Raw genomic sequence first — 24,464 nt, 5'->3', positions numbered from 1 at the left:
CTCCTCTTGGTCCCGGAAATCTATTGCTTAGCATTACCTCCTGTTCTTCTTAAAAATAATCGAACAGCTGCGCTGAAACAACCGCTTCTCTCAACCCTTAAATCACATAAAAACGCATAATCCTACACAAAGCTACCGATCAATACTTACATTAACTATTAATACATTTTTATTCAAATAAAACGAATTGTAATTAACAGAAAAATAGCGTAAAACGTGTTTAAACAACATTAAAGCCCTAAATAACACCGTTGTAGATATTTCTCTACAAGAAAAATAAGATAACATAAACACATAATGTTAAGTGAAATGCTATTTATATAATTGCATCGATAAAAAACAATAGCAATAAAAAAAGCAAAGGTATACCATTTTTCAATCACAAATCGGCATACAACTGCAACGATCATTTACGACACAAATCAATAACGAAATCAAATAATCAAAAATCAATAACAAAACAAAATGTCAATTAACATGAATCTAATCCCCCATCGCCGACTGACAAACCTGTTCATGCTAGGCTGCAGTGTCTTCGCACTTAGCCTCTACTCATGTAACAAAAGCGGAGAGAGCACTGCATTAACAGGAGAAACTGTCGTTAAAATCAATCTATCAGGCGTAGAAGCCTACAATGAATCCGACAATAATGCGGTTCAAAAGCAAGCCTCTGCTGGTTCTTCACATACATCCAGCAGTGCACCAGATGTACAGGAAATGACCGTACCATTGGACAACGGAGGCTCCATTGACGTTGTTCTAACAAACAGTTCAGCTGTCACAAAAAGCCTGGTTGCCTCATCCAACCCCAAACTAGCTGCTGCTCAAACCATTGAGAAGCCATTGGACAAAAATGTAAAGTACAAAGTTGTTGTTTATGACAACCAAGGAAACTACGTAACGGAAAAGGTCTATAATTATGGCGAGGAGGCGACTGCCGCAGGTATTGTTCTTGATGCCGGAAAGTCCTACACCTTTATTGCTTATTCAATCAATAGCACAACAGCAATACCGAGCATTAACAACCAAAACACCTTATCAACAGCAAGCTTAAACAATGTTAGCGGTGATTTAATGTATTACACAGGTACTTTGACGCTAAAAAATGGTGTAAACAACTTGAATGTCGTATTAAAGCACAGATTTAGCCAAATCACAACAACATTGACAATGGATCCTAGTATGACTGGCGCGATAACTCAAATCGGTACTGCCGTATTAAACCCTAGTCACAATAGTGCAAATTTAAAATTCTCGGATGAAACGTTAACGTACAACGGTTTGAACAACGCTGGTGTAACCACGCAATTTCCGGCTTTAGGCAATGGCCTGCGCACCGTGATCAGCAATCCGTCCTTATTGATCCACCCGACAACCAGCAACGGAACATTGATGCTTAGCAGTCTCACCATTGATGATGAAACCAAAACGAACATCAAAATTCCAAATGTTAAGATCAATCCTGGACAAAAATACGACCTGAAACTTAACTTCAGAACCTGTACACAAGATGTAACCAGCAATGGTTTGGACTGGAGCTACCCAGCAACAACATCGGGTGGCAAAACAGGCATCATGAAAGATGGTAAATTCTATCCAAATGGAACTGCTATCGACAGAAGTTTCACTGCACCAGCGGCAGACTATGGTTTTGTCTTCGATATTACCGAACTCGACAATGCTTTCAATATGGAAGTTAATGGTGTGAAACTAGCAAAACAGGAAATTCAATTTCAATCCAATGCGGTTGCCTCTACACAAAATATCCAATTTTTTGACGGAAGCAAATATGCAGGCAACAATATCGAAACCAACAAAAAGATCGATGAGGTTTACAATATGAAAGGTACAAGCACTGCTCCATTAGTTAAAGTGGTAATCAGCAGAACTGGACAAGTCACTATGTTTGGTAGTAAAACATCTGGCGGCCCTTTATATGAACTTAAACTCTTTAATGGCAACAGTTTCAACACATTCCCTTGGAGCGCAACACAAAGCAACACCGTAAAAGTAACCCAACTTGTTGATGGACGCACAATTATCAAAGGTGTAGGTGCTGGAAAGAAGAAGATCCCTTGCAAATAATCAATAAATAGATCAATAATCGGAAAGAATAAATCTTGCTGCGTATAACATTTAAAAAAAACAGCACGTAAAAAAAAGATATTATGGAAAAGAAATTAGCATACATCGCCCCAAAAGTCAACACGACTATTATCGAACTTGAGCAAGGTATTGCTGCGGGTTCAGCATGCGCAAGACCAGAAGATGGCAACAGTGGCCAGGTCAGCGAACAATGGGAAGCAGGCTCAACAGACAACAGAAATATCGACTGGTAGACCATTTCCAATACTGGACAAAAAAGGGAATATCCACTTGGATATCCCCTTTTTTTATGCAATTTTATAATACACGATCGTGTCATCAATAGTACATTCAAATCGTTATCGTACCCAAGTGCAGACTGTCTGTATTACCTCCACCATAACTCTCTATAAAAAAGATATATACCTCATAGGTCACTTCCTTTCTATGTTTTGGAATTTCAACATTTTGTTTTCCTGACATTAAGCTGCTTTTTTTATCGTTCATCACAAGTTGATTTCCGCCCCCGTTCTCCATTGCATTATACAGGATTAAGAACGAATCGTAATATCTCGTGTTGAACTTTTCCTCCAGATAGGCATCATATTCCCAGGTAACCTGAAGTTCTTGGTTTTCTTTATCGAAATCCATTGTGTAGGAATTGATGGGATTGGGGCTTCCCTTGGCAATCATAAATTTCCGCCAGTCAATCACAAAACCGTCTTCTTCCCGGATAAGTGCTTCGTTCAAATTATAAGACATCGCGACATCGTATGCCCGTTTAGGATAGCTGTACGCTTTATACCCCATATTGATGATCGGTTTTAATTGACTAATATGCGACCTCACAATTTTGAAGCGTTTTCTACTCAGCAGCTGGCCAGGAGTAGGCTCCCGCTTTTTAACGCGAGGGAGAGACCGTACATAATTTCCTGTTTTAGTCGACACAAACACAACAGGACCTGCTTTCCCGGAAACAGTTCCGTTAACACCATTTTTTATTATTGCCATAATTACCTGATTATGCTATAGATAATAAAGATAAACATTAACACAGAAACATACGCATACCAAATTGTAACAAACTACAATTTTAAATCAATTTTTAGACAGTAATTAGTCAGTGATTGTTCAGTCTCCACTGAACGAGCACTGAACAATCACTGAACAAGCACTGAACGAGCACTGAACAAACACTGTTAAAATGCGGAATTTGGCTACCATCTGTTGCATCTAAGAACTAAAGGAGAAAAAGTAAAATTATCCCTATGATCTAAACCGAGAGCTTAATATTTGCATCAAAGCCAATACCTTTCGAGCGAATCTATAAAACAAAAAAATGTCTCCTACATTTGTTTAATACAAACATAAGAGACATTCTCTTCCTTCGATAGCGTGCTCGATTCTCATCTCAACGCTGGATCGAAAACTCGACCTGCTGCAACAGTTACAGGACAGCCTGTAGACGCTGCGGAAAATCTTCAATCTTTGAAAGACTCAATTGCTTCATAACCTGATACAAATGTGTCTTGAACATATTGATTGTATGTTCCCCTCCTTCATTGCCCAATGCGCCAACGCCATACATAAATGGTCTTCCCATAAAATTGAAATCTGATCCAACGGCATGTGCCCGAGCTAGGTCAACTCCCGATCGAATGCCACCATCTAACATAATTTTTATTTTCTTTTTGTATTCTGGGTTGCTCGCCAAATGGATCAATGAATTGATCGAAGATTCACTTGCGTCGAGCTGTCGTCCACCGTGATTGGATACGATAACTCCATCCACGCCTAATGCGATAGAAGCCTGCATATCTTCATCGGTAGCAATCCCTTTAAGTACTAAAGGCCCTTTCCATAGATCCCGTATTGCTTTAATTTTTTCAACATCCACTTTACCTGTAAATGTTCTATTCATAAACTGCCCTAACTGTGCCAAATCAAGACCTTTTTCCATATAAGGCTTTAATGTCGCAAACGACGGTATTCCATGCCTTAATGTTTCTATCCCCCAAGTCGGACATACAAAAGTTTGCAAGATATTAGCAATACTCATTTTAGGTGGCATGGACAAACCGCTCTTAATTTCACGATAGCGAAGTCCAAAAGCAGGAACATCTACCAACACAACCAATACAGGGCATTCTACAGTCTGTAAACGCTTAATAATATCATCCCGCAGTCTATTTTCCGTCGGATGATAGAGCTGAAACCATGCTTTCCCATCAGATACCTCGGCAATACGTTCAATACTACTTGTTGATACAGTACTTAAAATATAAGGAACATCATTTTTTGCCGCCGCTTTCGCAAGAATCTCCGGCGCATTCGGCCACATCAATCCCTGAAGTCCAATAGGTGAAACGCCAAAAGGTGCACTGTAACGACGACCGAATAGTTCGACGGATAGGTCTATTTCTTCGCTTGCAAGCAGATATTGAGGCTTCAACAGAATGTTATCAAAATCATTCTCATTTCTGGCAAGGTTCAATTCTTCATTTGCACCTCCGGTCAAATAGTCAAATGCAAATCGGGGAATCCTTTTCTTCGCTTTAATCTTTAGATCTTCAACAGAAGGATAACGTGTATTGTATATAAATTTCTGGCTCATGATTGATGTATTATTTATAAACAGTCTACGACTGCGCGCCAAACTTAGATAAATTGCTTTTCAAATGCAAGCTAAATGTAGCTAATATAAAAAAATCTGTCATACATTTCTACGGTAACCCAATTCAGCACCACCACTCACAGGTAAATTTATACCGGTGATAAAGCGTGCTTGGTTTGACAGCAGAAACACACAGGCATCGGCAATGACATCACCTTCAGGACAGTATCCCAGCAAATGAATATCCTTTAAAAAGTCAAAAACCTGTGTCGGATGCGGTTGCTCCAGTGTCCATTTGTTGAGCATGGGTGTCATAACAGCTGCAGGCATAACCGAATTGACACGAATACCGACAGCTGCATAGTCTATGGCCATCGATTTTGTCAACGCATTGATCGCCCCCTTTGTGGCAGCATATGCCGCATGGTTCTCCTGACCTATATCCCCCACTAAGCTACTCGTATTTAGAATACAACCCGCAGATTCCTTTAAATGAGGATAGCCATATCTCGTCGTCAATAGAACACTCTTCATGTTAGTATCCAGCAACCTTACCCATTCATCGTCCGTCGTTTCATGCAAAGGCTTTGATGGGCTTGCCAGGCCAGCATTGTTATGGATTGCATCAAGCCGCCCAAAAAAAGCAACGATCTTTTGGATGGCCAAATCAACCTCCCGGGCCTGCGTCACATCCGCGCAGATGCCCATATGTGGCGCACCGATCAGTGCAGCTGTTTCATCCACGGACGCTTGATCGAGACCAATAAAGGCAACCTTTGCGCCTGCTTTGACATAAGCTTTTACACATTCCAAGCCGATACCGGCACTTCCTCCGGTAATCAATATTATTTTATCTTCTAAGGTTTTCACGTTTTATTATTCTTGTATTTAGCATCAAGTCCCAAGGAATCAGAACAAATTAAAAAATCAGTTGAAAATTACATATAAAATCACGACAATAGCGAGTAGCAATGTGGATAAAATACGGTAATTTCCGATACCTGGCCAGGCTTTACCCCGAAGTGGATCCATGGGGTTCTTCCAGAACAACTCCTGACTTTGCGCAGTATGCTGCACGGGATACATATACGACAACAATACCTGAAGTATCATACAGACCAAAAACAAATAAAAAGCCATCATCATAAATGGGGTCTGGCCTATCCACGAATCAGGCAGCAGCTTGTTTAGCATAAATACAGCAACCCCCAAAACAGAACCTGCCCACAAGGTAAGTTTTGCAGCTGTTGCCGATGCCCCTTTCCAGAATACACCTAAAAGAAACACACAGGTTATCGGTGGTGCAATGTGTGCTATTACATCATTTATACCATAAAAAATACTCTCATAGCGATCCAATAGTGGTAAAAGAGCCAAGGAAAATCCCATAGCTATAACTGCGGCAATTTTCCCAATACGAATCAACTGACCATCGGTAGCTGCAGGCCGTCGCTGTTTAAAGATATCGTAACTCACCATGGTCGATATCGAATTTAGCGCACCCGATATTTGACTCATTAAACCCGACAGAAGCGCCGCTACCAAAACACCGATCAATCCTGAAGGCAAAAGTTGCGTAATCATGAGTGTATAGATACCTTTTGAATTGACCTGCCCTTGATGGTCCACGCCAAGACTGCTTAAATCCAATTGACCTGTTTTAAACAAGGTATACGCAAATAGGCCCGGAAGCACAAAAATAAAAACAGGCAAGATTTTTAGAAAACCACAAAAAAGAGCGCCCACACGTCCATGGTTTTCGTCCTTCGCCCCTAAAACTCGCTGAACAATCGTCTGATCGGCACACCAGTACCAAATACCCAAAATCGGATAGCCAAACAATACGGCATACCAAGGCATTCCGCTTCCATCGTTGCTCCCACGAAGCATAGAAAGACGATCAAGGGCATTATCCTGTACCAATACAGCTTTCATCGGCGTCCAACCGCCCATCTTGTCAAAAGCCGCAAAACTGATAATGAAGGCCCCCGCAAGCAATACAATTGTCTGGATAGATTCCGTCACCACAACAGCACGCAATCCGCCCAAAATCGTATATATTCCAGTGATCACACAGATTACTGTAATACTCAAATACATATTAAATCCAAAAAGTGTTCGCAGCACAATCCCTCCAGCCAACATCGAAAAAGCGATATGAATAACAATTGCCGATAGTATAGAGATAAACGTAAGCCAATCTCTGCTGGCACGATCATAGCGTCGTTCCAGAAAATCGGGCAAGGTGGCAACACCAGACTTGAGGTAAAATGGCACAAAAAAAAGTGCCAGCAAGATTAAAGTAAAGGCCGCCATCCATTCAAAGTTGCCGTTTAGCAAGCCTGTATCAAATCCGCTCTGTGCCAAACTGACCAGATGCACCGTTGAAATATTAGTTGCAAAAAGTGCCAAGCCAATAGCCGGCCACCGGAGTGTCTTTCCTGCCAAAAAATACCCCTCTGCGCTTGTTTCCTTCACTTTCTTAAATCGCCCTGATCCGGCCAATACGCCGACAACTAAAATCAACACAATATAAAAGATGGCGATACCTAAATCTAAATTTCCTAACATAACGTCAACTTATAACAAATCACAACTGCTTCCCACATCCATTGGGGTACGGTAAACTCCATTCTCAATAGATACTGGATGTACAAAATGAGACTTTAGATGCGGAATATGCTCCAAAAACAAAGCCTCATGCCCAAGGCTTATATGGTTAAATAAAACAAGATGCTGATGGAGCTGCCCCATATCCCCAACATGTGGTACAACGGGAATATTATATTTTCGACAAAGTAAACTTACTGAAATAAACTCGCTCACGCCGCCAACGCGAACAGCATCCACCTGTACAAATCCCGTCGCAGCCATTTGAAGATAATTTTTAAACAAAATGCGGTTCGGCACATGCTCACCCATGGCAACTTTTATCGGCGCAATCTGTTCGGCCAATCGTTTATGTCCAACAATGTCGTCCGGGTGTGTCGGCTCCTCTACCCAAAAAGGGTTCATCTCTTTCAGCTCTTGACAGATGGATAGCGCCTGCGGCAGCGTCCATTGCTGATTCGCATCGAGCATTACCTTCGCTTCATCACCAGCAACCTCGCGCACAATATGCGCACGGCGGATATCCCGCAATGGATCTTCACTGCCCACTTTGAGTTTCATCGCCGAAAAACCGTTGTCGATAGCACGCCTACAATTCTCCCGCACTTTTTCATCGGAATAGTTAAACCAGCCTACCGACGTATCGTAGCCAGCATATCCCCTTTCAATAATCCCCATTCTTTCAGAAGACGTTGAGATATTTGACTCCAGCAGGCTGATGGCCTCTGCCTTTGTAAACTCATCTTCCAAATAGGAAAGATCCAGCGTATTGACAATCTCTTCGGCGCTGAGGTCGGTTAGCAGCTTCCAAAGCGGAACTCCTCTCGTTTTAGCCCAAAGATCAAAACAGGCATTTGTTACCGAAGCTAAGGCTAAATGAACAATCCCTTTATGGGGACCCAACCAACGAAATTGCTGTTCGTTGCTCAACTTATTAAACAACTGACCAAAATCTGCCATAAGGTCCTCGATTGGAATCCCTTTCAATCGTTCAGCATAAAAAGCTGCAGCACGACAGACCAGCTCATTTCCTGCACCCAGTGTAAAAGCCAGACCTGTCCCAACGCGCCCCCTATCATCGACCAATCGGGTCACAGCATAAGAATAGATCGGATCCTTGTGTATCGCATCACTACCTGCACCAGTAGCCAAAGGAAATCTCCGATCCTGAATATCAAACGTCTTTATCATAAAATCTTAACGCACTTGTTTTTAGTGTTTAGGTTGATCTATTTTAAATTATAACTTTAACTTATCCTTTAATTTGAGCAAAATGTCAACATCCGAATCCTTTATGCGTCCCATCCGATTGGGACCAACGTTTAAGATCAGGATATTGTCTTGTGCGGTTGCGGTCTGATAAATCCCCGCAAGCTCTTCCAAAGACTTATACTTCTTGTCTGTGGTATTGTAAAACCAGCGTTCTCCAAGTACCACTGTTGTTTCAAAAGGCATATAATAAGTATTCCCCTGCGCCATAAAAAGCTTAGGGTCAGGATCGATCGGAAGATAAGGGTCGCCAAGCCTAAAGTCGCTTGGGAAATAACGTATAGGGTAATAATTTTGCTGGTCTTTCGGCAAGACAATGTGCTTGTCTGTATTCTCAGGCGATCCGATGCTCCAGTTTACACCAATTTGACATCCAGGAACCTTTTTCTTGATTAAATTGTAGATCTCCTGCGTGGGCCATCGATAATTCTCTTTTTCCCAGCCTCCATCCAGCCAAAGCTCAACTATATCCGTATACTTTTTGGTTATATCAACCAACTCATTGAGCTGGTTCAACATATATTGATTATATGCTGCATCTGCAGACTTGTCTTTTACATTGGGGTTCTGCTTTCGGTCCCACAAAGAATAATACAAACCAAGGCGCATTCCCTGTTTGGCACATTCTTTAGCTAGCTCCTGCACAACATTTGTCGCGTTTGAAGAGCTCGCTACATCATAATCCGTATACTTGCTATCCCATAAACAGAAACCCTCATGATGTTTCGTTACCAAAATCATGTACTTCATCCCGGCTTCTTTTGCTGTCGAAACCCACTGTTTAACCTCAATAGCCGATGGCGCATATGAGCTGGCAGGTTTAGATCCATCCGTCCACTCCTGATCATGAAATGTATTCATGCCAAAATGAACGAACATACCATATTTTCGGTCAATTTGCGCCTGCTGATAAGCATTGGGTTGTACCGATGGAACAGGTACAATGGTCTTTGTCTGCGCACCGAGATTTGTACCTAAAACAGCAAGTGCCAAACTAAATAATAATTTTTTTCTCATGGTTATATGATGTTGGTTATTACAGCATTCGTTTCTTTCTTTAGTCCGTATGAAATACCTCCGCCATACCAGACCATACCTCCCCTTTCTCCTGTGCATCGGACAGGGGTTGCTGACAGGGATCCGTTTCTTTCCACCAACGCTGTGTCTCTGGATCGGACGCCATCTTTTGCATATCAAGCTTGAAGTTTTGTCCTACATATTCAAAATAGCTGAAAAGAAAAAATTCACCATCTATCTCCTTCAAAAAAATAGAATAATTGCGGATATGACATGCTTTAATCTTTCGAAGTACTGTGGGCCAAACCTTGGCATGAAGCTTTTTATAATAAGCTACTTTCTCAGCTTTCAGTCCTGTTATGGATGCATAGCGAGTCGCGGCGCGACTTCTTTCTGCAGACCGAAAGGCTGTCATACAGAGTACGACCAAGACGATCACAAGGATATAAGGATATAATTTAGGATACATAAGTTCTGCGTAATCTAGTACAACTATACGTTATTGTATAGTTGTACTAAATTACGCGCTCAGCAGGACGGTGACTACTGCTAGATTGCTCATTTCTCCCACTATATTAACAATTTTACACATGTTAACTTATTTTTAAGGCAAAATAAGCTATATTGCTCGCTCTTAATTAAAATAACCAAACGCATGAAACCTGTTTTTGCAAAAATTCTGGAAGGTGCAGATATTACGACTTTTGCGACCAAAGATGTGCAACGCCCTTTCTTCTCAACTGAATTTCATTTTCATAGCGCCTGTCAGATGACCTATATTGTGGAAAGTGAGGGAAAGCGGATTATTGGCGATAATGTGAGTAACTTTGTTTCCGATGAACTTACTTTTGTAGGACCTGATCTGCCACATGTATGGCACAATAACAATATAAATTGCGCAGGCTCCACCATTGCAGAGACAAAAACTTCCCGTTCTTTAGCCTTGTATATAGAACCTAAATTAATAATTAAACTTTTAGGGCATTTCTTTCAAACACACAAAATCGAAGCCTTCTTTTCAGCCTCCAAACGTGGTCTCCTATTCCGTGGCGCAACAAAGGAACAATTGAAGATAAAGCTAAAAAAGATCGTACAGCTGGATTATGGCTTTGAGAAAACTATTTTATTATTAGAGATTATCGAATTGATGTTATCGACAGATGAATTTGATTACCTCTCCAGCGCTGGATACACCCACAACTATAGCCCCATTGACAATAGTAAAATTGACAGCATCTTTAAATTCGTATTTAACAACTATACGGGCGAAATTCAATTGGATCAAGTTGCACAGCTATCTAATATGTCAAAGCATTCCTTTTGCCGTTACTTCAAATCCCGTACGCAGAAAACCTTCGTTCAATTTGTCAATGAGGTCCGTGTTAGTGAATCCTGTAGATTGATTGTAGAAAACAAGCATCAAATCACGCACATTGCTTATGCCTGTGGTTTCAATAGCCTTTCAAACTTTAATAAAATTTTCAAGTCAATTAAAGGAGTAACCCCAAGTCAATACAAGTCGCAGATACGGTAGCCCAGCAAAAATGTATGCTATTTTAATTCAATAGCGAAAAAAAAGACTGATATATCAGATGATAAATAATTTGTGAAAACAAATCTGCCAGCAGTCTGGTCTCTATAGAAATTAAAGTTTAGCAATGAAAAAGAAGAAGAATTTATTTGAACGATTTTCAGACTGGGCTACCCATGCGACCGGCAGCTCTGCGGCATTCATTATTGCAACGTCCACAGTTATTATCTGGGCAGTGAGCGGTCCCATATTTAATTATTCTGAAACCTGGCAATTGGTGATCAATACAGGAACTACTATTGTTACCTTTTTAATGGTATTTCTTATTCAAAAATCGCAAAATAAGGATTCAAAAGCAGTTCATTTAAAACTCAATGAACTTATTGCTTCACATAAGGGAACGAGCAACCGAATGGTCAGCCTGGAAGACTTAAGCGAGGAAGAGCTGGATCAGTTGGCCAAATTTTATGCACACATTGCCAAATTAGCTCTTCAGGAAAATGATATCACCTGCACCCATTCTATAGATGCTGCAAAGGAAAACCACGCTTCGAAAATGAAAGCTAGGAAAGAAAGACAGGATCATTCAGATGATGAGAAAACTGACAGCACCGATTAGAATTTCAGCCTATCGATTGCTATAAAAAAATCCCCATAGTGGGGATTATTAGGAATGATACAGTTATAAGTTTTTAAGGCTGTCCGCCACCGCCCGCAGCACCATAGATTTGCCCATTAGCATAACTCGCATCTGCGGCAGCCAACTGGACATAGATTGAAGCGAGTTCCGCCGGTTGCCCCGGCCTTCCCATAGGCGTATTTCCTCCAAAATTAACCAGCTTTTCCTGCGTGGCACCGCCGCTGACTTGCAAAGCCGTCCAAATAGGCCCGGGAGCAACCCCATTGACACGTATTCCTTTTGGACCAAGCTGCTTGGCCAAGGAACGAATATAATTGGTGGTTGCGGCCTTTGTTTGTGCATAATCGTATAGATCTTCTGAGGGATCGGCCGCCTGTACCGATGTCGTTCCGATAATAACCGACCCCGGTTTGAGATGTGGCAAGGCGGCCTTGATAAGCCAAAATGGCGCGTAAATATTGGTTTTCATCGTGGCATCAAAATCCGCCGTGGAGATATCTAAAATAGAAGGCTTCGTTTGTTGCCGCGCAGCGTTATTTACCAAAATGTCCAGACCACCCAGCTGAAGTACAGTCTCCTCAATTAGGCGCGTACAGAATTCTTCCTTCCGCAGATCTCCTGGAATAGCCACAGCCTTACGTCCAGCGGCCTTTATTAAAGAAATTACTTCTGCCGCATCTTTTTCCTCTTCCGGCAGATAGTTGATGGCTACATCGGCACCTTCTCGCGCATAAGCAATTGCAGCAGCGCGTCCCATTCCGGAATCGCCACCCGTAATCAATGCCTTACGGCCGTTGAGCCTTCCTGTTCCCTTATAACTATCTTCACCATGATCGGGCCGCGGATCCATTTCACTGCAAAGCCCCGGCCAGGGCTGAGATTGTCTCTTAAATGGCGGGTTTGGGTATTCTTTAACCGGATCAGCCAGCCCCTTTTCCGCAAAACTATTACCCCTATTATCTGAATATTTCATCGCTTTCTTTTTGGAAAAGGCCCAATCAGAATTGAGCCTTTTATGTTTTTCTAAATATGTGCTTCTATTAAAACAGAAAAACAGAGGACAATCATGTCCCTCTTTTTCACAATCTTGTTATAGATTAGCCGCTACTTCCTTTAACCTTATTCAGCCTTCGAATTGAGATTTGTGTCTGCCAGAGCACTTAAATCTTCATCGCACTTCTTCTCCTCGCTTAACGTTTCAAGTAACAGTTTCAAGGCATCCTGATGTTCGAGCACTTTGGCAAATGCGGCCAATGTCCCATAAGTCGCAATTTCATAATGTTCTACCTTCTGCGCCGCTGCTATGATCGCTGCATCTCTGACAGCTCCAACTTCTGTTTCCTTCATAAGGCTTTCGGCCTCTTCCACTAAGCCCGCCATTGCTTCACATTTTTCGGCTTTAGCTTTCACGCCAATAAACTCAAAACATTGCTCGAGACGGTCGACATGTGTTTCAGTCTCGGTCAGATGTTTGGAAATTGCCGATTTTAACTGTTCTGAGCTCGCATTTTTTTCCATCTTCGGAAGTGCTTTTGTGAGTGCTTTTTCAGCCCAATAAATATCTTTCAAGCCGTCTTCGAATAATTCGGCCAAATCTTTCGCTGCACCGGCTTTAGCCCGTACTTTTCTTCCTTCCGAAGTTGCGGCTGAAGTTGCTTTACTAGCCGATTTTGCATTTGCTTTACTTTTGTCTGCTGTTACTTTTGTTGTTGCCATAATTTAAAAGTTTGCGCTCCAAGAGCCGTTTGTGAAATAAACAGCACTCAAACTTTTTTTGTTCAACCAGTTATGCTGTTCCCTTCAAATCAAGCATTTACCACATAAGTTGCGTAAAAACACGTTTTTCCGAAAGATGCCCCTACAGAAGAACCATACTAAAATTAACGTACAAATCTATCGATATGACGTACTTAAACAGTTAACGATAGTGCATTGGGCCATGTTCTATAGGCAAAAGAGTATTAATAATGCGTATTAAGTAAAATCTAAATGAATAAAAACTTTGCTATGAAGGACGCCTATCAAGGCATGGCCATTCTCGCTCTAGCCATCGTGTCACAATCTGGACCAGAAAATCTTCCGAATGATATTCCAGATGAGCATGAAGAAGAGCTTCCAGAAAACACACCGGATCAACAACCTGAAATTGACCAGAATGATTTCGAAACAGACGAAGAGATTCTCTTATATCAACAACTTTTTCTGGAAACCAAAACGGACAAGTCCAGCAGTGTTCTTAGATCCCGTTTTTTCAATCAATTGCTGTCGGTGCCCCTCAACTGTTCTTTTACTTAAATAGATTTGATCAGCTATCTCGGCATTTGTATGTCCCTCTGCAATGAGCTCCAAAACAGACAGTTCTCTTTCTGAAATATCATATCTCCTCATTATTTCCGTGCGATCAACCTCGAGGTGAGCATATTTTGGCAAGTTTTTAATAAGTTCAATACTTAAAGCCGCACTGACATAATGTTCACCCCTGATTACCTGCTGAATTCCGAACAGAATCTCTTCTACATTGGAATCTTTCGACAAATAGCCTTCCGCTCCTAAGTTCAAAACTTCCTGAATAATCTGAATATTATCCTCCATCGACAAAACAATGATTTTTATATCCGGATAATCTCTTTTTACCACTTGAATGAACTGTATGCCATCCATCACTTCCATATGAATATCCGTCAAAATTATATCCGGTCGAGATGCTCCTTTAAGATAGTCTAGAGCCCTTTGCCCATTCTCCGCCCCTGCAATCACAGTTATGTCTTCCTGGGCCTCTAATATGAGTTGGAAACCTGATCGTACCAAAGTATGGTCGTCTACCAAAAGCAACTGTTTCATAGCTGTCTGTTTTTTCTTTGTAGTTTAGTTGAGCAATTGATTTTTGAACGAAACAGCTTTCTAACCAAAAATGTTTTAACAAAATGAATCTTGTTCGATCCAGAAATATTCATCACAAAATGAAGGCAAGAAAAATCTAGCTCTTTTCTAAAAGATCCTCTTAACCCATTAAACTTTGCAAATTCTTTCAGTTGTTGCCCGATCTATGATCTGGTGATTTAATGCGAATTTATACGATGTCCTTACGTAAGCAACACAGTTTTCGATTTAAATACGTAAAATCTAAAGCCTCCAAACCCTTGCTTGCTCGGCACTGTTCATTCTTAAATTTATTCTTTTAGCATCCTATATCATCATGGTTTATAGATGAAAGGAAAACGATGGCAGAAATAGAAAAAAATCATTAACAATTAAAAAATAGTATTATGAAAACCATTTTAAAAACTCTAGGTATGCTGCTCGCAATCTTTGCCTGCATTTTAGCGGCTCAGGCGCAAGACAGTAAACCTGCCCAGCCACAGGCCGGAGACTTAGATTTTGCCAGCAAAGCGACGGCTAGCAATAATTTCGAACTGCAGGCAGCTACTATTGCCCTTGCAAAATCACAAAACGCAAACATCAAACAATATGCACAGATGATTGCTGATGACCATACCGCCGCGGGAAATGAATTGGCGACCTTAGTAAAAAATAAAAATTGGCAGCTGAGTTCGGCCGACGATCAAAATTATAAGACCATGATTGACCAGCTAAACAATGCGGATGCCTCAAATTTCGACCGCGTATACACCGATATGATGGTTAAGAGCCACCAAGATGCGATCTCACTTTTCAAAGATGCAAGTACGGGCACGGCAACCACAGATGCTGATCTGAGGAAATTCGCCGGCGATAAAATTCCAGCCTTCGAAAAACATCTGGGTCAGATTAAAAACATGCAGCCTTCAGATCCGTCAATAGGCGACATGCCCATTACACCTAATGCGCCATCTCCAGCTAGCAAAAACAAAGTACCCAAACTGAAATTAAAATAAAATCATATTAATTCCATTCATTCACCCCGAAGGACAAAGCCATTATCGCTTTGCCCTTCGCTATTTTCTTAACTAACATGGAACAGACATTCGACTACGTACATGAACTACTCAACAGACAAATGGCACTACGTGCAAAGATTGAAGAAAGCAATTGGACGAATTTGGAAAGCTATCCGTTGAATTAGGATTGAATACGCTTGTCGATCTGAAAAATCCGGACGAATTAGAACAGCTGCAGGGCTTAATCTATTACCGTTCCTCAGGAAAGTAAATTTTATGATGCCGAAGCCACTTTTGAATCTGAGTGCTGGGCTTCGGCTATTTATCACCCTTACCCCGATCCAGATTATCCAATGGCACGCCTTCCTTTTTATCTGCCGGGTTATTTTCCACTGAATCTTTTCCACGGCTCCTATGGATGTTGTCCAAGGGGAGACCGTTGTGGACCACTGTCGTATCTATCTTATTTTCAGTCTCTCTAATTTTAGTTGCATCTCTGCAGGATGTTAATGCGCCAATAAATGTGGCGGCTAAATAAAAGTGTTTCATCATGATCGTTATCCTTAATTGTTAATATTCAATACTCCATCTCTTTTGGTTCTTATGAATCGTCGCCAGTATTTAAACGCGCTCCTTCAATGTAAAACTTATTCTCCCGTTTGGTTCCATTAAAGCCATATCCACTTCATCCAGATGCTTGCTATTTGTCTCCAGCCGCAAGCTTGTCAATAAATCCGTACGGCTTACCCCAAGACGATCCATTTGATCCCACTGTATTTTACCGTTTTTGTATAAAACTACAGGCTTCCCCTTGACCATATCGCCTAAATAGGGCAGCCTCGCTGACACCTGTGCTAAAATCTTATTGATAATAATCATGACGAAGCCAGCGAAAACCGTTGACAGAAAGGGCGAAGCACCGACTATTCCTCTTGCCAGCACTGCCCCCAGCATAATGATGATCACAAAATCAACGCCCGATTTCCGTCCGAGAATTCGGATACCTCCTAAACGAACCAGAAAAAGCGCGATGACAAACATGACCAGTGCGCGCGATCCCATCTGTATCATGCTGAGATTTTCACCCGACCCAAATAAACTATCCATGTTTCCTTATGTTTAGATTTATAAAAACCGTTAATGCGCTAAAGCACAAGGGTATTTTGATATAGAACGCTTGTCAAAGGCCTACCAGTTGCACCCATTTTTAAATTGGGTACTTTTACTTGTTGGCTATGTGCATTATACCTTTTCATCGCCAACCTACAAACTTCTCTATTTGACCAGCTGTTTTTAACGAAAAAGAAGACAATATGATTCATTTAGATAATCCACCTGAAGATTGCCTTACCTTCTTTCAGGACACCCTTCGATTGCTGCGGGAGAGTGAAAGCGAATTTATGGTGGGGGGAGCTTTAGCGATGTTCCACTACACAGGGATAATAAGACCAACCAAGGATCTTGATATCTTTTGCAAAAGCAGTGAATATCCTAAAATACTTAAGCACTTCGCTACAAATGGATATCAGACAGAACTGACGGATGTACGATGGTTAGCGAAGATCCATAAAGATCCCTATTTCATTGATATTATTTTTGACAGTGTTAATCACAATTGTACTGTTGAACAGGATTGGTTTGACAGAGGACCGGAAGGAACACTCTTTGATACAAATGTACGCTACATACCCGCAGAGGAACTTGTATGGTGCAAGCTTTATGTACAGAACAGAGAGCGGTACGATAGTGCCGACATCAATCATATCTGGCTGAAATACGGCAAAAAACTGGACTGGAACCATTTGTTAACGCGAATGGATCAACATTGGCATCTTTTGCTTGCCCAAATGCTCATTTTTCAATTTACGTATCCGCATGATTACCGCGAAATTATTCCAAAAGAACTCTTCGATGAACTCATTAATCGCGCACAAGATCAGTATGAACTGCCTGTATGTGTAGAAAAAATCTGCCTGGGACCACTCATCGATCAGACGCAATATGAGATAGATATCAAAGAATGGGGTTATAAATCATATACCATAAAAACTGTTTGATATGAATAAAAAGACAACAATAGCCGCACTGGGCGATATACATATGAATGCAAATCAGCATGGAAAATGGAAAGCAAAGTTTGAAGAAATTTCCGAAAAGGCAAAAGTTCTGCTCCTATGTGGCGATTTAACCGATACGGGTGATGAAGAAGAAGCTGAATTGCTTGTCGCAGAACTGCAATCGATAAAAGTTCCGGTTATCGCCGTATTGGGAAATCATGATTATGAAAAAGGACGGCAGAAACAGATCCGCCAGATTTTGACCGATCATAAAATTACTGTTTTGGATGGCGAAGCAATTATCGTCGAAGACATTGGATTTGCCGGTGTGAAAGGTTTTGGGGGTGGATTTGACCGCTATATGTTATCGATGTTTGGCGAAGATGCCATGAAAAGTTTTGTGCAGGAAGCTGTCAATGAATCGCTACTGCTAGACCGCGCCTTAGCGCGGCTCGAGCAAGAACATGCGGACATCAAAAAAGTGGCATTGCTTCATTATGCTCCCATTGCTGAAACTGTATTGGGTGAACCCGAACAGATTTATCCTTTTTTAGGTTCTACCCATTTAATGGAGCCACTGCAGCGGCGTAAAGTCAGTGCCGCTTTCCATGGGCATGCTCATGCGGGAAAATTCAAGGCGCTGTCCCCTGCTGGCATACCGATTTACAATGTAGCAGTACCCGTACTCAAAGCACAGCATGGAGATGAAAAAGGCTTCGCACTTATTGACATCTAGAATGCGATGTCAGGTTTTGGAAAGCAATTTCTAGGTGAGAGCTGTTTTACCAGAAACGAAATACAAATCAAATTTAGGATATGGAAAAATTAAAGAACAAACGGATTGCCATACTGGTAGCAGATGGCTTCGAAGAAATTGAGTTGACTAGCCCGAAAGAAGCACTGGAAAACGCAGGTGCAAAAACCGATATAATCTCGCCAGCTGAGGGAAAGGTGCGCGCAAAGAGTGGCGACGAGTGGTCAAATGATTACCCCGTCGATGTAGCACTTCAGGAGGCAGAAGAGAATCAATATGATGGTTTGCTGCTCCCGGGGGGAGTTATAAATCCCGACAAACTGAGAACCAATAAAACGGCTATCGCTTTAATCAATGCCTTTTGGGAACGAGACAAACCCATTGCGGCCATCTGCCACGGTCCCCAGTTGCTGATTAATGCAGATCTGGTACGCGATAAGAAAATCACCTCGGTTGAAGCTATACAAATCGACCTAATTAATGCAGGGGCATTATGGGAAGATAGTGAAGTTGTCGTTGACGATAAACTTATTACAAGCCGCACGCCCGAAGATCTGCCTGCTTTCAATAAAGCGATCATTAAAGCGTTTGCAGCCACGGAAAAAAATAAAGCGTAATATTAGCAGGCAATAGCGTATTAAAACGGTCAACTTTTAGCGATTATATCATGTTCAGTTTATAATAACAAATAAATCAAATATTATGAATACAGCTAAAAGTTCAAGCCATACCACTGCAAAAAGTCAGTCTATGGGCAACAGTACAAGCAAAGCGAAAAGTGCAGCCAAATCAGCTGATAAAAAAGCTTCGACATCAAAAAATTCTCAGAATGGCAGTTCCGGAAAAACAAAAGTGGAGCTATTGGAAATGGCAAAGAAAATGGATATCACCGGACGCCATGATATGACAAAAGATGAACTCATGAAGGCTATTGAGAAACAGGACAAAAAGTAAAAAAAGCTTTTATAAACATGTTCTACATGTGCTAGCCATAAAAAAGACCCGTTCAGTACGGGTCTTTTTTTATTTTCTCTTCTCCTTTGGTCGATCTGTCGGATCATTAGGCATATCGTTCAGCTGATCGACCTGCGGATCCACTCCTGCCTCAGCATCACCATGATCTTTATGATTCACGTCCTTAAGTACTTCCCCATCTACACCGAGTTTAACTTTCTTCTTTTTTTCCATTTCTGTGCCGACTACGCGATTTTCGTTCTTAGTTGCCATATTCCTTCTATTTATAGTTGTTCGATTAATGTAAAAGCATCGTATGAAAACCAAACCTGACGAGGCCCGCCGTGTTTTTTGTATTGGTTTTCTCGATAAGTTTTTGCCGATGTCCTTCCACCGTACGTTTGCTCAAAAAAATGCGGTCTGCAATTTCTCCATTTGTATATCCGTCCGCTATAAGTTCCAACACGTGCAATTCGCGTTCTGAAATATCATATTTTACTAGAATGCGATTACGGTCCGGTGCCCTGTCCGCGTAATTTTTGTAATCGTTGAGGCAAGAAACACCTAAAGAACCACTCACATACTTTTCTCCTTTTGCGACTTGTCGCATACCAAAAAGTACCTCATCACAGCTGCTATCCTTTACCAGGTAGCCATCCGCCCCAGCACTAAATACATCAGCAGCAATATGCTTGTCAATTTCCATTGTGAGCGCAAGGATTTTTATATCAAAGTATTGCTGTTTAACTAGTTGAATGAGGGCTACCCCCCCTATCTCTGGCATGTTAATGTCTGTAAGAATCATATCTGGGGGTCGATTGCTTTTCAAAAAATTTAGGGCCTTCTCCGCACTTTCAACATCAGCGACAACAGCGATATCATCCTGCGTTTCTAAAATCAGCCGAAAACCATTTCTTACCAAATGATGGTCGTCGACAAGCATTACCTGAATCATATCTATCTGTTTAATGAACTTCTATATAGATAGGAACAGGAGCGGATTGTAAAAAGTTTTTTACAATTTAAATTATCTAAAAATAAAAGTAATCTTCTGATCTGTTATTTAGCTATAACAATAGATAATTAAAAACCGAAAACGCTTTTGTCCCGAGTGCTGTTCACCAACTGAGAGCATGTAATATTATGCTATAATTAAATAACAAATAAATAACGATAGATATGAATAACCCAACCAAACTAATTGCAGCCTGTCTGGTTTGCTGTGCAGCATACGGATGTAACGGTGCTAAGACAGATGATCAAAAATCGAAAGAGCTGATGCGCGACTCTGTTCCCAACGACACTACGACAATACAATACCGCGATACCACATCTTCAGAATCCCGGGGAGAAATTCCGCCAACACCACAGCCCGATACATCCACAAAAAAATAAAACGAATGTACGCTGGCCATTGTTCTTCGATTGATAATAGCATAATTAGATAGTACCACCGTCGTGAGATGGGCGGAAAGTAGATTTATTGTAGAGAGCTAGACAATTTAAATAATTGTCTAGCTTTTTTATGTTGCGCTTATTCGAAAGTCAGATTGATTTTTGAAAATCCCAATCCTTGTAAGAGCGGTTTAAAAACCGTCGTTGCGTTGGCCTTGGTCTGCTGCAGAATATCCGATTTTTTCACATCATCAGCAACAGCTTTTTCCGCAGCTTTATAGGCTTCATCAACAAGTTCTGCTTCTCGCAAGAAAGCCATCTTGGTATCGTACACCTTGGAAGCTTCATGATCGATCTTGATGTAACAGATCTCCGGAGCAGGTAATTTGATGGAGACTGAATCCCCCATCACTTTGATGTCTTCCGGGCTAAGTTTGCTGAGGTTTACACAGCCTACAGCATCCGCCTTAACGATTAACAACACACTTGCATCCGGTAAAAACGTATTCACGTTTTTATGCTCCACAACATCGCTGTAACGGTATTTGACCAATTCCAGTTTTCCCATTGCCTCAATACGGTCTACCAGCAGCTGATGTTTGCTTTCTACGGTCGGTCCGCTGTTATATTTCTTATACACAAACCAAGCGCCCACTGCCAAAATGGCTACGATAATTAAAAATTTTAAAAATTTTCCCATAAACTATACTATACAAATTAAAGACCAAGCTGCTTTTTTAGGCATTTAACCTGAAAATATTACCTAAATATTATTCTCTAGGGGCGCTAAACAGGCATGCTTGAAAATTATACCTTTTGATAGACAATTGTTTAGTCAAAAAGTTTAAAAAACATTTGGAACATATAAGCTATAATACTACTTTTGTGACATCAAAATCACGGTAGGTATAGCTCAGTTGGTTAGAGCACTAGATTGTGGTTCTAGGGGTCGTCGGTTCGAGCCCGATTACTTACCCAAAAGGCAGATCAAATGATCTGCCTTTTTTGTTTCACACCATTCGGAGATTATTCTAACAGATCATTTATTGTACCTTTTATATCGCCATATTAATTGAGACCAATATCACAGCCACAACCACTCGCTTTCAAATCCCAATTTAATAAAGCCAATTTAAACACACGCGACATTACGTCAAGTTATTTCTTTGCAACGATTTCAATTAAGGAAAAAATTTAATTATTACATTACATCAATCTACTTGTCCACCGCGCTATAATTTCATAAAATAAAATTGTACATATAGACCGCTCAAAATTAGAACAAAAAAAAAAAATATAAAAAACTAATTATAGGACTTTTAACTATATATGGAATAGAAAAAATTAAAAGAAAAGGCGATTGACACGGTTCAAATAAAATGCAAAACAATAAATAAATATCATACAAATACGTTAAAACTAGCTAAAATTGATTTTATTTAAATTAATAATAAAATAATACATATATATTAGAATTATTATTTAAATTTATAATAGCATATTTTTACCCTTATAAACTATTACTTAGCCTTACGGGCATTGTTTTTTCGCAATTCAATTATCATTTCAATATGGCGGAACCGAAAAGCCATTAATAGAGTAGGAAAAACCAAACAAATAAACCATGAATTTATCAATTCATCCATCTGTAGGTGTTGCCCGTCTCGGGAACAGTACTACCGATATCTGTTTATCTCCGACTACGATCGGAGGCCTTCCTTTTGATGCGGACAGCAACGGAAATTCCCAGGGTCCCATTACAGATTTCAAAGATGCGAAAGGTCTGATCAAACGACAAGGCCAGCCATTTACTATCCTTACTGATTATGGGGAAGAAATCACGCTCGATAGCCCTGGTGTACAATCCATTGAGTGGACAGTGCATTTGGCGAACAAAAAAGCAGCCTGGTATCAGTATAGTGAGTTAAAGGGAAATTTGCTGTATGGCCCACAAAACAGCTATAAAAGCTGGGATGTTCCGTTCAGAAACCCAGACGCACAAGATAGAAGCAAGCTTATTATAGATCCCGGACCTAGAAGCATTTCTGGAAGAGCTAATTCAATCGGTTTCGATAAGAACAATGTTCCCGCAGGCTATCCTGCCCAATATCCACCGGATCATGTCCACTATGGCGTGCCGGTAACTACTTTGGGAGACCTCCTAACAGATAACGCTGGTAGGCTCATCGTTTTGGGTGGTTTTGGAAATGCCGGTGGCGACCTTCCACTAACCAGTTATGGGGGATCAAGTACCTGGCACGATGACATTTCTGACGGCGCAGTCTATTGTACCGTAACATTTAATGACGGAAGTTCGTCTTACTTAACGGCTTGGGTTGTGGTCGGATCTCCTGACTTTGCACCTGAAATTGTAAATATCTCTAATTTAAGCGATACGATGTTTGACGTCGCTATAAGAAATTTCAATTTAGTTCCAGGCATGTACAGCAATGGCTACTATAACGCGAACTACGTCGCGAATTTTCAACGGGACATTTTGCCAATTATCAACCGAATAGGACGCTATCAGTGGGTCTCCAATGTACAGTCCATGATGGCCTTTACCAGCAATATCTTTGATTTTACCGATAATTCAAAAGCAAACTGGCAAAATAGACAAAATTATTTTTCATACTTCAGACAAAATGATGATCAGCCACCTTCACCTACATATTTGCCACAGGAGCAATTACTAAAAGAAAATGGGCCAGATATATTCCCTATGATGCCAATGAATTCCGGAAGCAATTCGGTCAGCAATATCAATATCATGAAATTCTTGGCTTTGGACCAAACACAGCTATTCTTGATGCAACAATGGGCTAATGGTAATTTCGTAAACGATCCAAATTATGAGCAATATCCTATAAATCCAATGGATACTGCAAGTGTGGGCAACTGTGTAGGTCTACCCATGTGCCCTGGAATTGAAGTTACCTGGAGTTTGCAAAATCCAATTATCTACGCTGCCCCTTATCAAATTTTGCAGTATGGAAACGAGTCAACGTATGCAACATCGGGCCTAACACCTTCACGTGATGAGTGCGAAGGTGGCGGCTGTGAACCGGGGGATCTGACAAAAAGAATGGCTTGTCCATGGCAGGCAGATTTCTTCCAATGTACGATTCAATTAATCAATTTCACTGATCCTTCAGTGAATAAAGCCGGCTCCCCAGCAGCCCCTCTACCTCCTACTTACTACGCGTATTGGTGGCCGCCTCAAAGCCCCTGGGACGTTTTGGTCGGTGAGTTTACGGCTGAAGGACAGCAGGCAACAAACGTGCCTGCAGGACAACAAATGAATTATGCCCGCGGCATAAATAGCTTTACACAGATGGTTCAGTATTGGTATGCACTAGGCTTCATCAGGGATAAAAACTCCCATAGTACAGGATTCCCATTTTTTGTTGAAACGGAAAGAAACAACGAAATATTTACGTATGACAATGTCCCAGTGAGTCAAATAAGCGGTAATACGGAGGATCAAGAAACATCAATTCCTGTTTTTTATATCGAGGAGCAAGCTCATGTTATCACGCAAAGAAGTAACAAAGGGCGATTATTGATGGAACATCTGGAAGAAGTTGGATTCAAAAAGATTGAGCTCGCAGCAGAACGCATGCCATTGCCTCGCTCTGGAACACGAAACCGAAGATAAAT

26 protein-coding genes and 1 tRNA gene are annotated in these 24,464 nt (G+C 41.0%); 12 read left to right on the top strand and 15 right to left on the bottom strand.

Features of this window, described 5'->3' with window-relative positions; translation table 11 throughout:
- Window positions 1–477: 477 nt before the first annotated feature.
- Together AB1Z56_RS06130 and AB1Z56_RS06125 are read left to right on the top strand one after the other, a co-directional pair.
- Window positions 478–2,085, top strand: a complete 1,608-nt coding sequence (locus tag AB1Z56_RS06130; RefSeq protein ID WP_426791432.1) for a hypothetical protein — start codon at window positions 478–480, stop codon at window positions 2,083–2,085.
- Between the two features lie 83 nt (window positions 2,086–2,168).
- Complete coding sequence (locus tag AB1Z56_RS06125) at window positions 2,169–2,339, top strand: hypothetical protein (protein ID WP_309359585.1); 171 nt, start codon at window positions 2,169–2,171, stop codon at window positions 2,337–2,339.
- A gap of 97 nt (window positions 2,340–2,436) precedes the next feature.
- On the opposite strand, the gene AB1Z56_RS06120 is transcribed toward AB1Z56_RS06125, so the two are convergent.
- The 7 genes from AB1Z56_RS06120 to AB1Z56_RS06090 form a co-directional block, all read right to left on the bottom strand.
- The gene (locus tag AB1Z56_RS06120) at window positions 2,437–3,096 is read right to left on the bottom strand and encodes a DUF6266 family protein (RefSeq protein ID WP_426791431.1); all 660 of its coding nucleotides are present in this window, start codon (window positions 3,094–3,096) and stop codon (window positions 2,437–2,439) included.
- A 436-nt stretch (window positions 3,097–3,532) separates the two neighbouring features.
- A complete protein-coding gene (locus tag AB1Z56_RS06115) occupies window positions 3,533–4,699 on the bottom strand; it encodes an alpha-hydroxy acid oxidase (protein WP_309359591.1) in 1,167 nt (388 codons plus the stop codon).
- A gap of 99 nt (window positions 4,700–4,798) precedes the next feature.
- Complete coding sequence (locus AB1Z56_RS06110) at window positions 4,799–5,569, bottom strand: SDR family NAD(P)-dependent oxidoreductase (RefSeq protein ID WP_426791430.1); 771 nt, start codon at window positions 5,567–5,569, stop codon at window positions 4,799–4,801.
- A 57-nt stretch (window positions 5,570–5,626) separates the two neighbouring features.
- Window positions 5,627–7,270, bottom strand: coding sequence for a sodium:solute symporter (locus tag AB1Z56_RS06105; RefSeq protein ID WP_309359595.1), 1,644 nt, complete (start codon window positions 7,268–7,270; stop codon window positions 5,627–5,629).
- Window positions 7,271–7,279: 9 nt separating this feature from the next.
- Window positions 7,280–8,500, bottom strand: a complete 1,221-nt coding sequence (locus tag AB1Z56_RS06100) for an enolase C-terminal domain-like protein (protein ID WP_309359597.1) — start codon at window positions 8,498–8,500, stop codon at window positions 7,280–7,282.
- 48 nt (window positions 8,501–8,548) lie between these two features.
- Window positions 8,549–9,595 (bottom strand): alpha-L-fucosidase, encoded by a 1,047-nt coding sequence (locus tag AB1Z56_RS06095; protein ID WP_426791429.1) that lies wholly within the window; start codon window positions 9,593–9,595, stop codon window positions 8,549–8,551.
- A gap of 40 nt (window positions 9,596–9,635) precedes the next feature.
- Complete coding sequence (locus AB1Z56_RS06090; RefSeq protein ID WP_426791428.1) at window positions 9,636–10,064, bottom strand: L-rhamnose mutarotase; 429 nt, start codon at window positions 10,062–10,064, stop codon at window positions 9,636–9,638.
- A 186-nt stretch (window positions 10,065–10,250) separates the two neighbouring features.
- Between AB1Z56_RS06090 and AB1Z56_RS06085 the strand changes: the two genes are divergently transcribed.
- Both AB1Z56_RS06085 and AB1Z56_RS06080 read left to right on the top strand, forming a co-directional pair.
- Window positions 10,251–11,129, top strand: a complete 879-nt coding sequence (locus AB1Z56_RS06085; RefSeq protein WP_309359603.1) for an AraC family transcriptional regulator — start codon at window positions 10,251–10,253, stop codon at window positions 11,127–11,129.
- Window positions 11,130–11,253: 124 nt separating this feature from the next.
- Window positions 11,254–11,745 (top strand): low affinity iron permease family protein, encoded by a 492-nt coding sequence (locus AB1Z56_RS06080; protein ID WP_426791427.1) that lies wholly within the window; start codon window positions 11,254–11,256, stop codon window positions 11,743–11,745.
- Window positions 11,746–11,818: 73 nt separating this feature from the next.
- On the opposite strand, the gene AB1Z56_RS06075 is transcribed toward AB1Z56_RS06080, so the two are convergent.
- The 3 genes from AB1Z56_RS06075 to AB1Z56_RS06065 form a co-directional block, all read right to left on the bottom strand.
- The gene (locus AB1Z56_RS06075) at window positions 11,819–12,739 is read right to left on the bottom strand and encodes an SDR family oxidoreductase (protein WP_426791426.1); all 921 of its coding nucleotides are present in this window, start codon (window positions 12,737–12,739) and stop codon (window positions 11,819–11,821) included.
- Between the two features lie 146 nt (window positions 12,740–12,885).
- The gene (locus AB1Z56_RS06070) at window positions 12,886–13,482 is read right to left on the bottom strand and encodes a ferritin-like domain-containing protein (protein ID WP_426791425.1); all 597 of its coding nucleotides are present in this window, start codon (window positions 13,480–13,482) and stop codon (window positions 12,886–12,888) included.
- A 468-nt stretch (window positions 13,483–13,950) separates the two neighbouring features.
- Complete coding sequence (locus tag AB1Z56_RS06065; RefSeq protein ID WP_426791424.1) at window positions 13,951–14,607, bottom strand: response regulator; 657 nt, start codon at window positions 14,605–14,607, stop codon at window positions 13,951–13,953.
- A gap of 425 nt (window positions 14,608–15,032) precedes the next feature.
- Between AB1Z56_RS06065 and AB1Z56_RS06060 the strand changes: the two genes are divergently transcribed.
- Entirely contained in the window at window positions 15,033–15,641 is a 609-nt protein-coding gene (locus AB1Z56_RS06060; RefSeq protein WP_426791423.1) for a DUF4142 domain-containing protein, read from the top strand.
- A 321-nt stretch (window positions 15,642–15,962) separates the two neighbouring features.
- Here AB1Z56_RS06060 and AB1Z56_RS06055 read toward each other — a convergent pair whose 3' ends face one another.
- Entirely contained in the window at window positions 15,963–16,196 is a 234-nt protein-coding gene (locus tag AB1Z56_RS06055) for a hypothetical protein (protein ID WP_426791422.1), read from the bottom strand.
- Window positions 16,197–16,265: 69 nt separating this feature from the next.
- A complete protein-coding gene (locus tag AB1Z56_RS06050) occupies window positions 16,266–16,751 on the bottom strand; it encodes a DUF421 domain-containing protein (protein ID WP_426791421.1) in 486 nt (161 codons plus the stop codon).
- Between the two features lie 206 nt (window positions 16,752–16,957).
- On the opposite strand from AB1Z56_RS06050, the gene AB1Z56_RS06045 reads away from it, so the two are divergent.
- The 4 genes from AB1Z56_RS06045 to AB1Z56_RS06030 all read left to right on the top strand — a co-directional run bounded on the left by AB1Z56_RS06045 (window position 16,958) and on the right by AB1Z56_RS06030 (window position 19,409).
- On the top strand, window positions 16,958–17,701 hold the full coding sequence (locus tag AB1Z56_RS06045) for a nucleotidyltransferase domain-containing protein (RefSeq protein ID WP_309359617.1): 744 nt from the start codon (window positions 16,958–16,960) through the stop codon (window positions 17,699–17,701).
- 1 nt (window position 17,702) lies between these two features.
- Complete coding sequence (locus AB1Z56_RS06040; protein WP_309359619.1) at window positions 17,703–18,437, top strand: metallophosphoesterase family protein; 735 nt, start codon at window positions 17,703–17,705, stop codon at window positions 18,435–18,437.
- An 80-nt stretch (window positions 18,438–18,517) separates the two neighbouring features.
- On the top strand, window positions 18,518–19,072 hold the full coding sequence (locus AB1Z56_RS06035; protein WP_313263356.1) for a type 1 glutamine amidotransferase domain-containing protein: 555 nt from the start codon (window positions 18,518–18,520) through the stop codon (window positions 19,070–19,072).
- Between the two features lie 85 nt (window positions 19,073–19,157).
- Window positions 19,158–19,409 carry a Rho termination factor N-terminal domain-containing protein gene (locus tag AB1Z56_RS06030; protein WP_426791420.1) on the top strand — a complete coding sequence of 84 codons (252 nt, stop codon included), beginning with the start codon at window positions 19,158–19,160 and terminating at the stop codon, window positions 19,407–19,409.
- Between the two features lie 69 nt (window positions 19,410–19,478).
- On the opposite strand, the gene AB1Z56_RS06025 is transcribed toward AB1Z56_RS06030, so the two are convergent.
- Both AB1Z56_RS06025 and AB1Z56_RS06020 read right to left on the bottom strand, forming a co-directional pair.
- The gene (locus tag AB1Z56_RS06025) at window positions 19,479–19,682 is read right to left on the bottom strand and encodes a hypothetical protein (RefSeq protein WP_426791419.1); all 204 of its coding nucleotides are present in this window, start codon (window positions 19,680–19,682) and stop codon (window positions 19,479–19,481) included.
- A 25-nt stretch (window positions 19,683–19,707) separates the two neighbouring features.
- Window positions 19,708–20,364 carry a response regulator gene (locus tag AB1Z56_RS06020; RefSeq protein WP_426791418.1) on the bottom strand — a complete coding sequence of 219 codons (657 nt, stop codon included), beginning with the start codon at window positions 20,362–20,364 and terminating at the stop codon, window positions 19,708–19,710.
- Window positions 20,365–20,588: 224 nt separating this feature from the next.
- Between AB1Z56_RS06020 and AB1Z56_RS06015 the strand changes: the two genes are divergently transcribed.
- Complete coding sequence (locus tag AB1Z56_RS06015) at window positions 20,589–20,804, top strand: hypothetical protein (RefSeq protein WP_309360382.1); 216 nt, start codon at window positions 20,589–20,591, stop codon at window positions 20,802–20,804.
- 139 nt (window positions 20,805–20,943) lie between these two features.
- Here the strand turns inward: AB1Z56_RS06015 and AB1Z56_RS06010 are convergent, their stop codons facing one another.
- On the bottom strand, window positions 20,944–21,504 hold the full coding sequence (locus AB1Z56_RS06010; protein ID WP_309360384.1) for a DUF4230 domain-containing protein: 561 nt from the start codon (window positions 21,502–21,504) through the stop codon (window positions 20,944–20,946).
- A 202-nt stretch (window positions 21,505–21,706) separates the two neighbouring features.
- Here AB1Z56_RS06010 and AB1Z56_RS06005 point away from each other — a divergent pair.
- Both AB1Z56_RS06005 and lodA read left to right on the top strand, forming a co-directional pair.
- A tRNA-His gene (locus AB1Z56_RS06005) sits at window positions 21,707–21,780 on the top strand.
- A 648-nt stretch (window positions 21,781–22,428) separates the two neighbouring features.
- On the top strand, window positions 22,429–24,462 hold the full coding sequence (gene lodA / locus AB1Z56_RS06000; protein ID WP_426791417.1) for a CTQ-dependent lysine 6-oxidase LodA: 2,034 nt from the start codon (window positions 22,429–22,431) through the stop codon (window positions 24,460–24,462).
- Window positions 24,463–24,464 lie beyond the last annotated feature (2 nt).

Source organism: Sphingobacterium sp. WOUb80 (genome assembly GCF_050058145.1).
In the GTDB taxonomy this organism is placed as follows: domain Bacteria; phylum Bacteroidota; class Bacteroidia; order Sphingobacteriales; family Sphingobacteriaceae; genus Sphingobacterium.
This window is presented reverse-complemented; position numbering and strand designations above follow the sequence as displayed.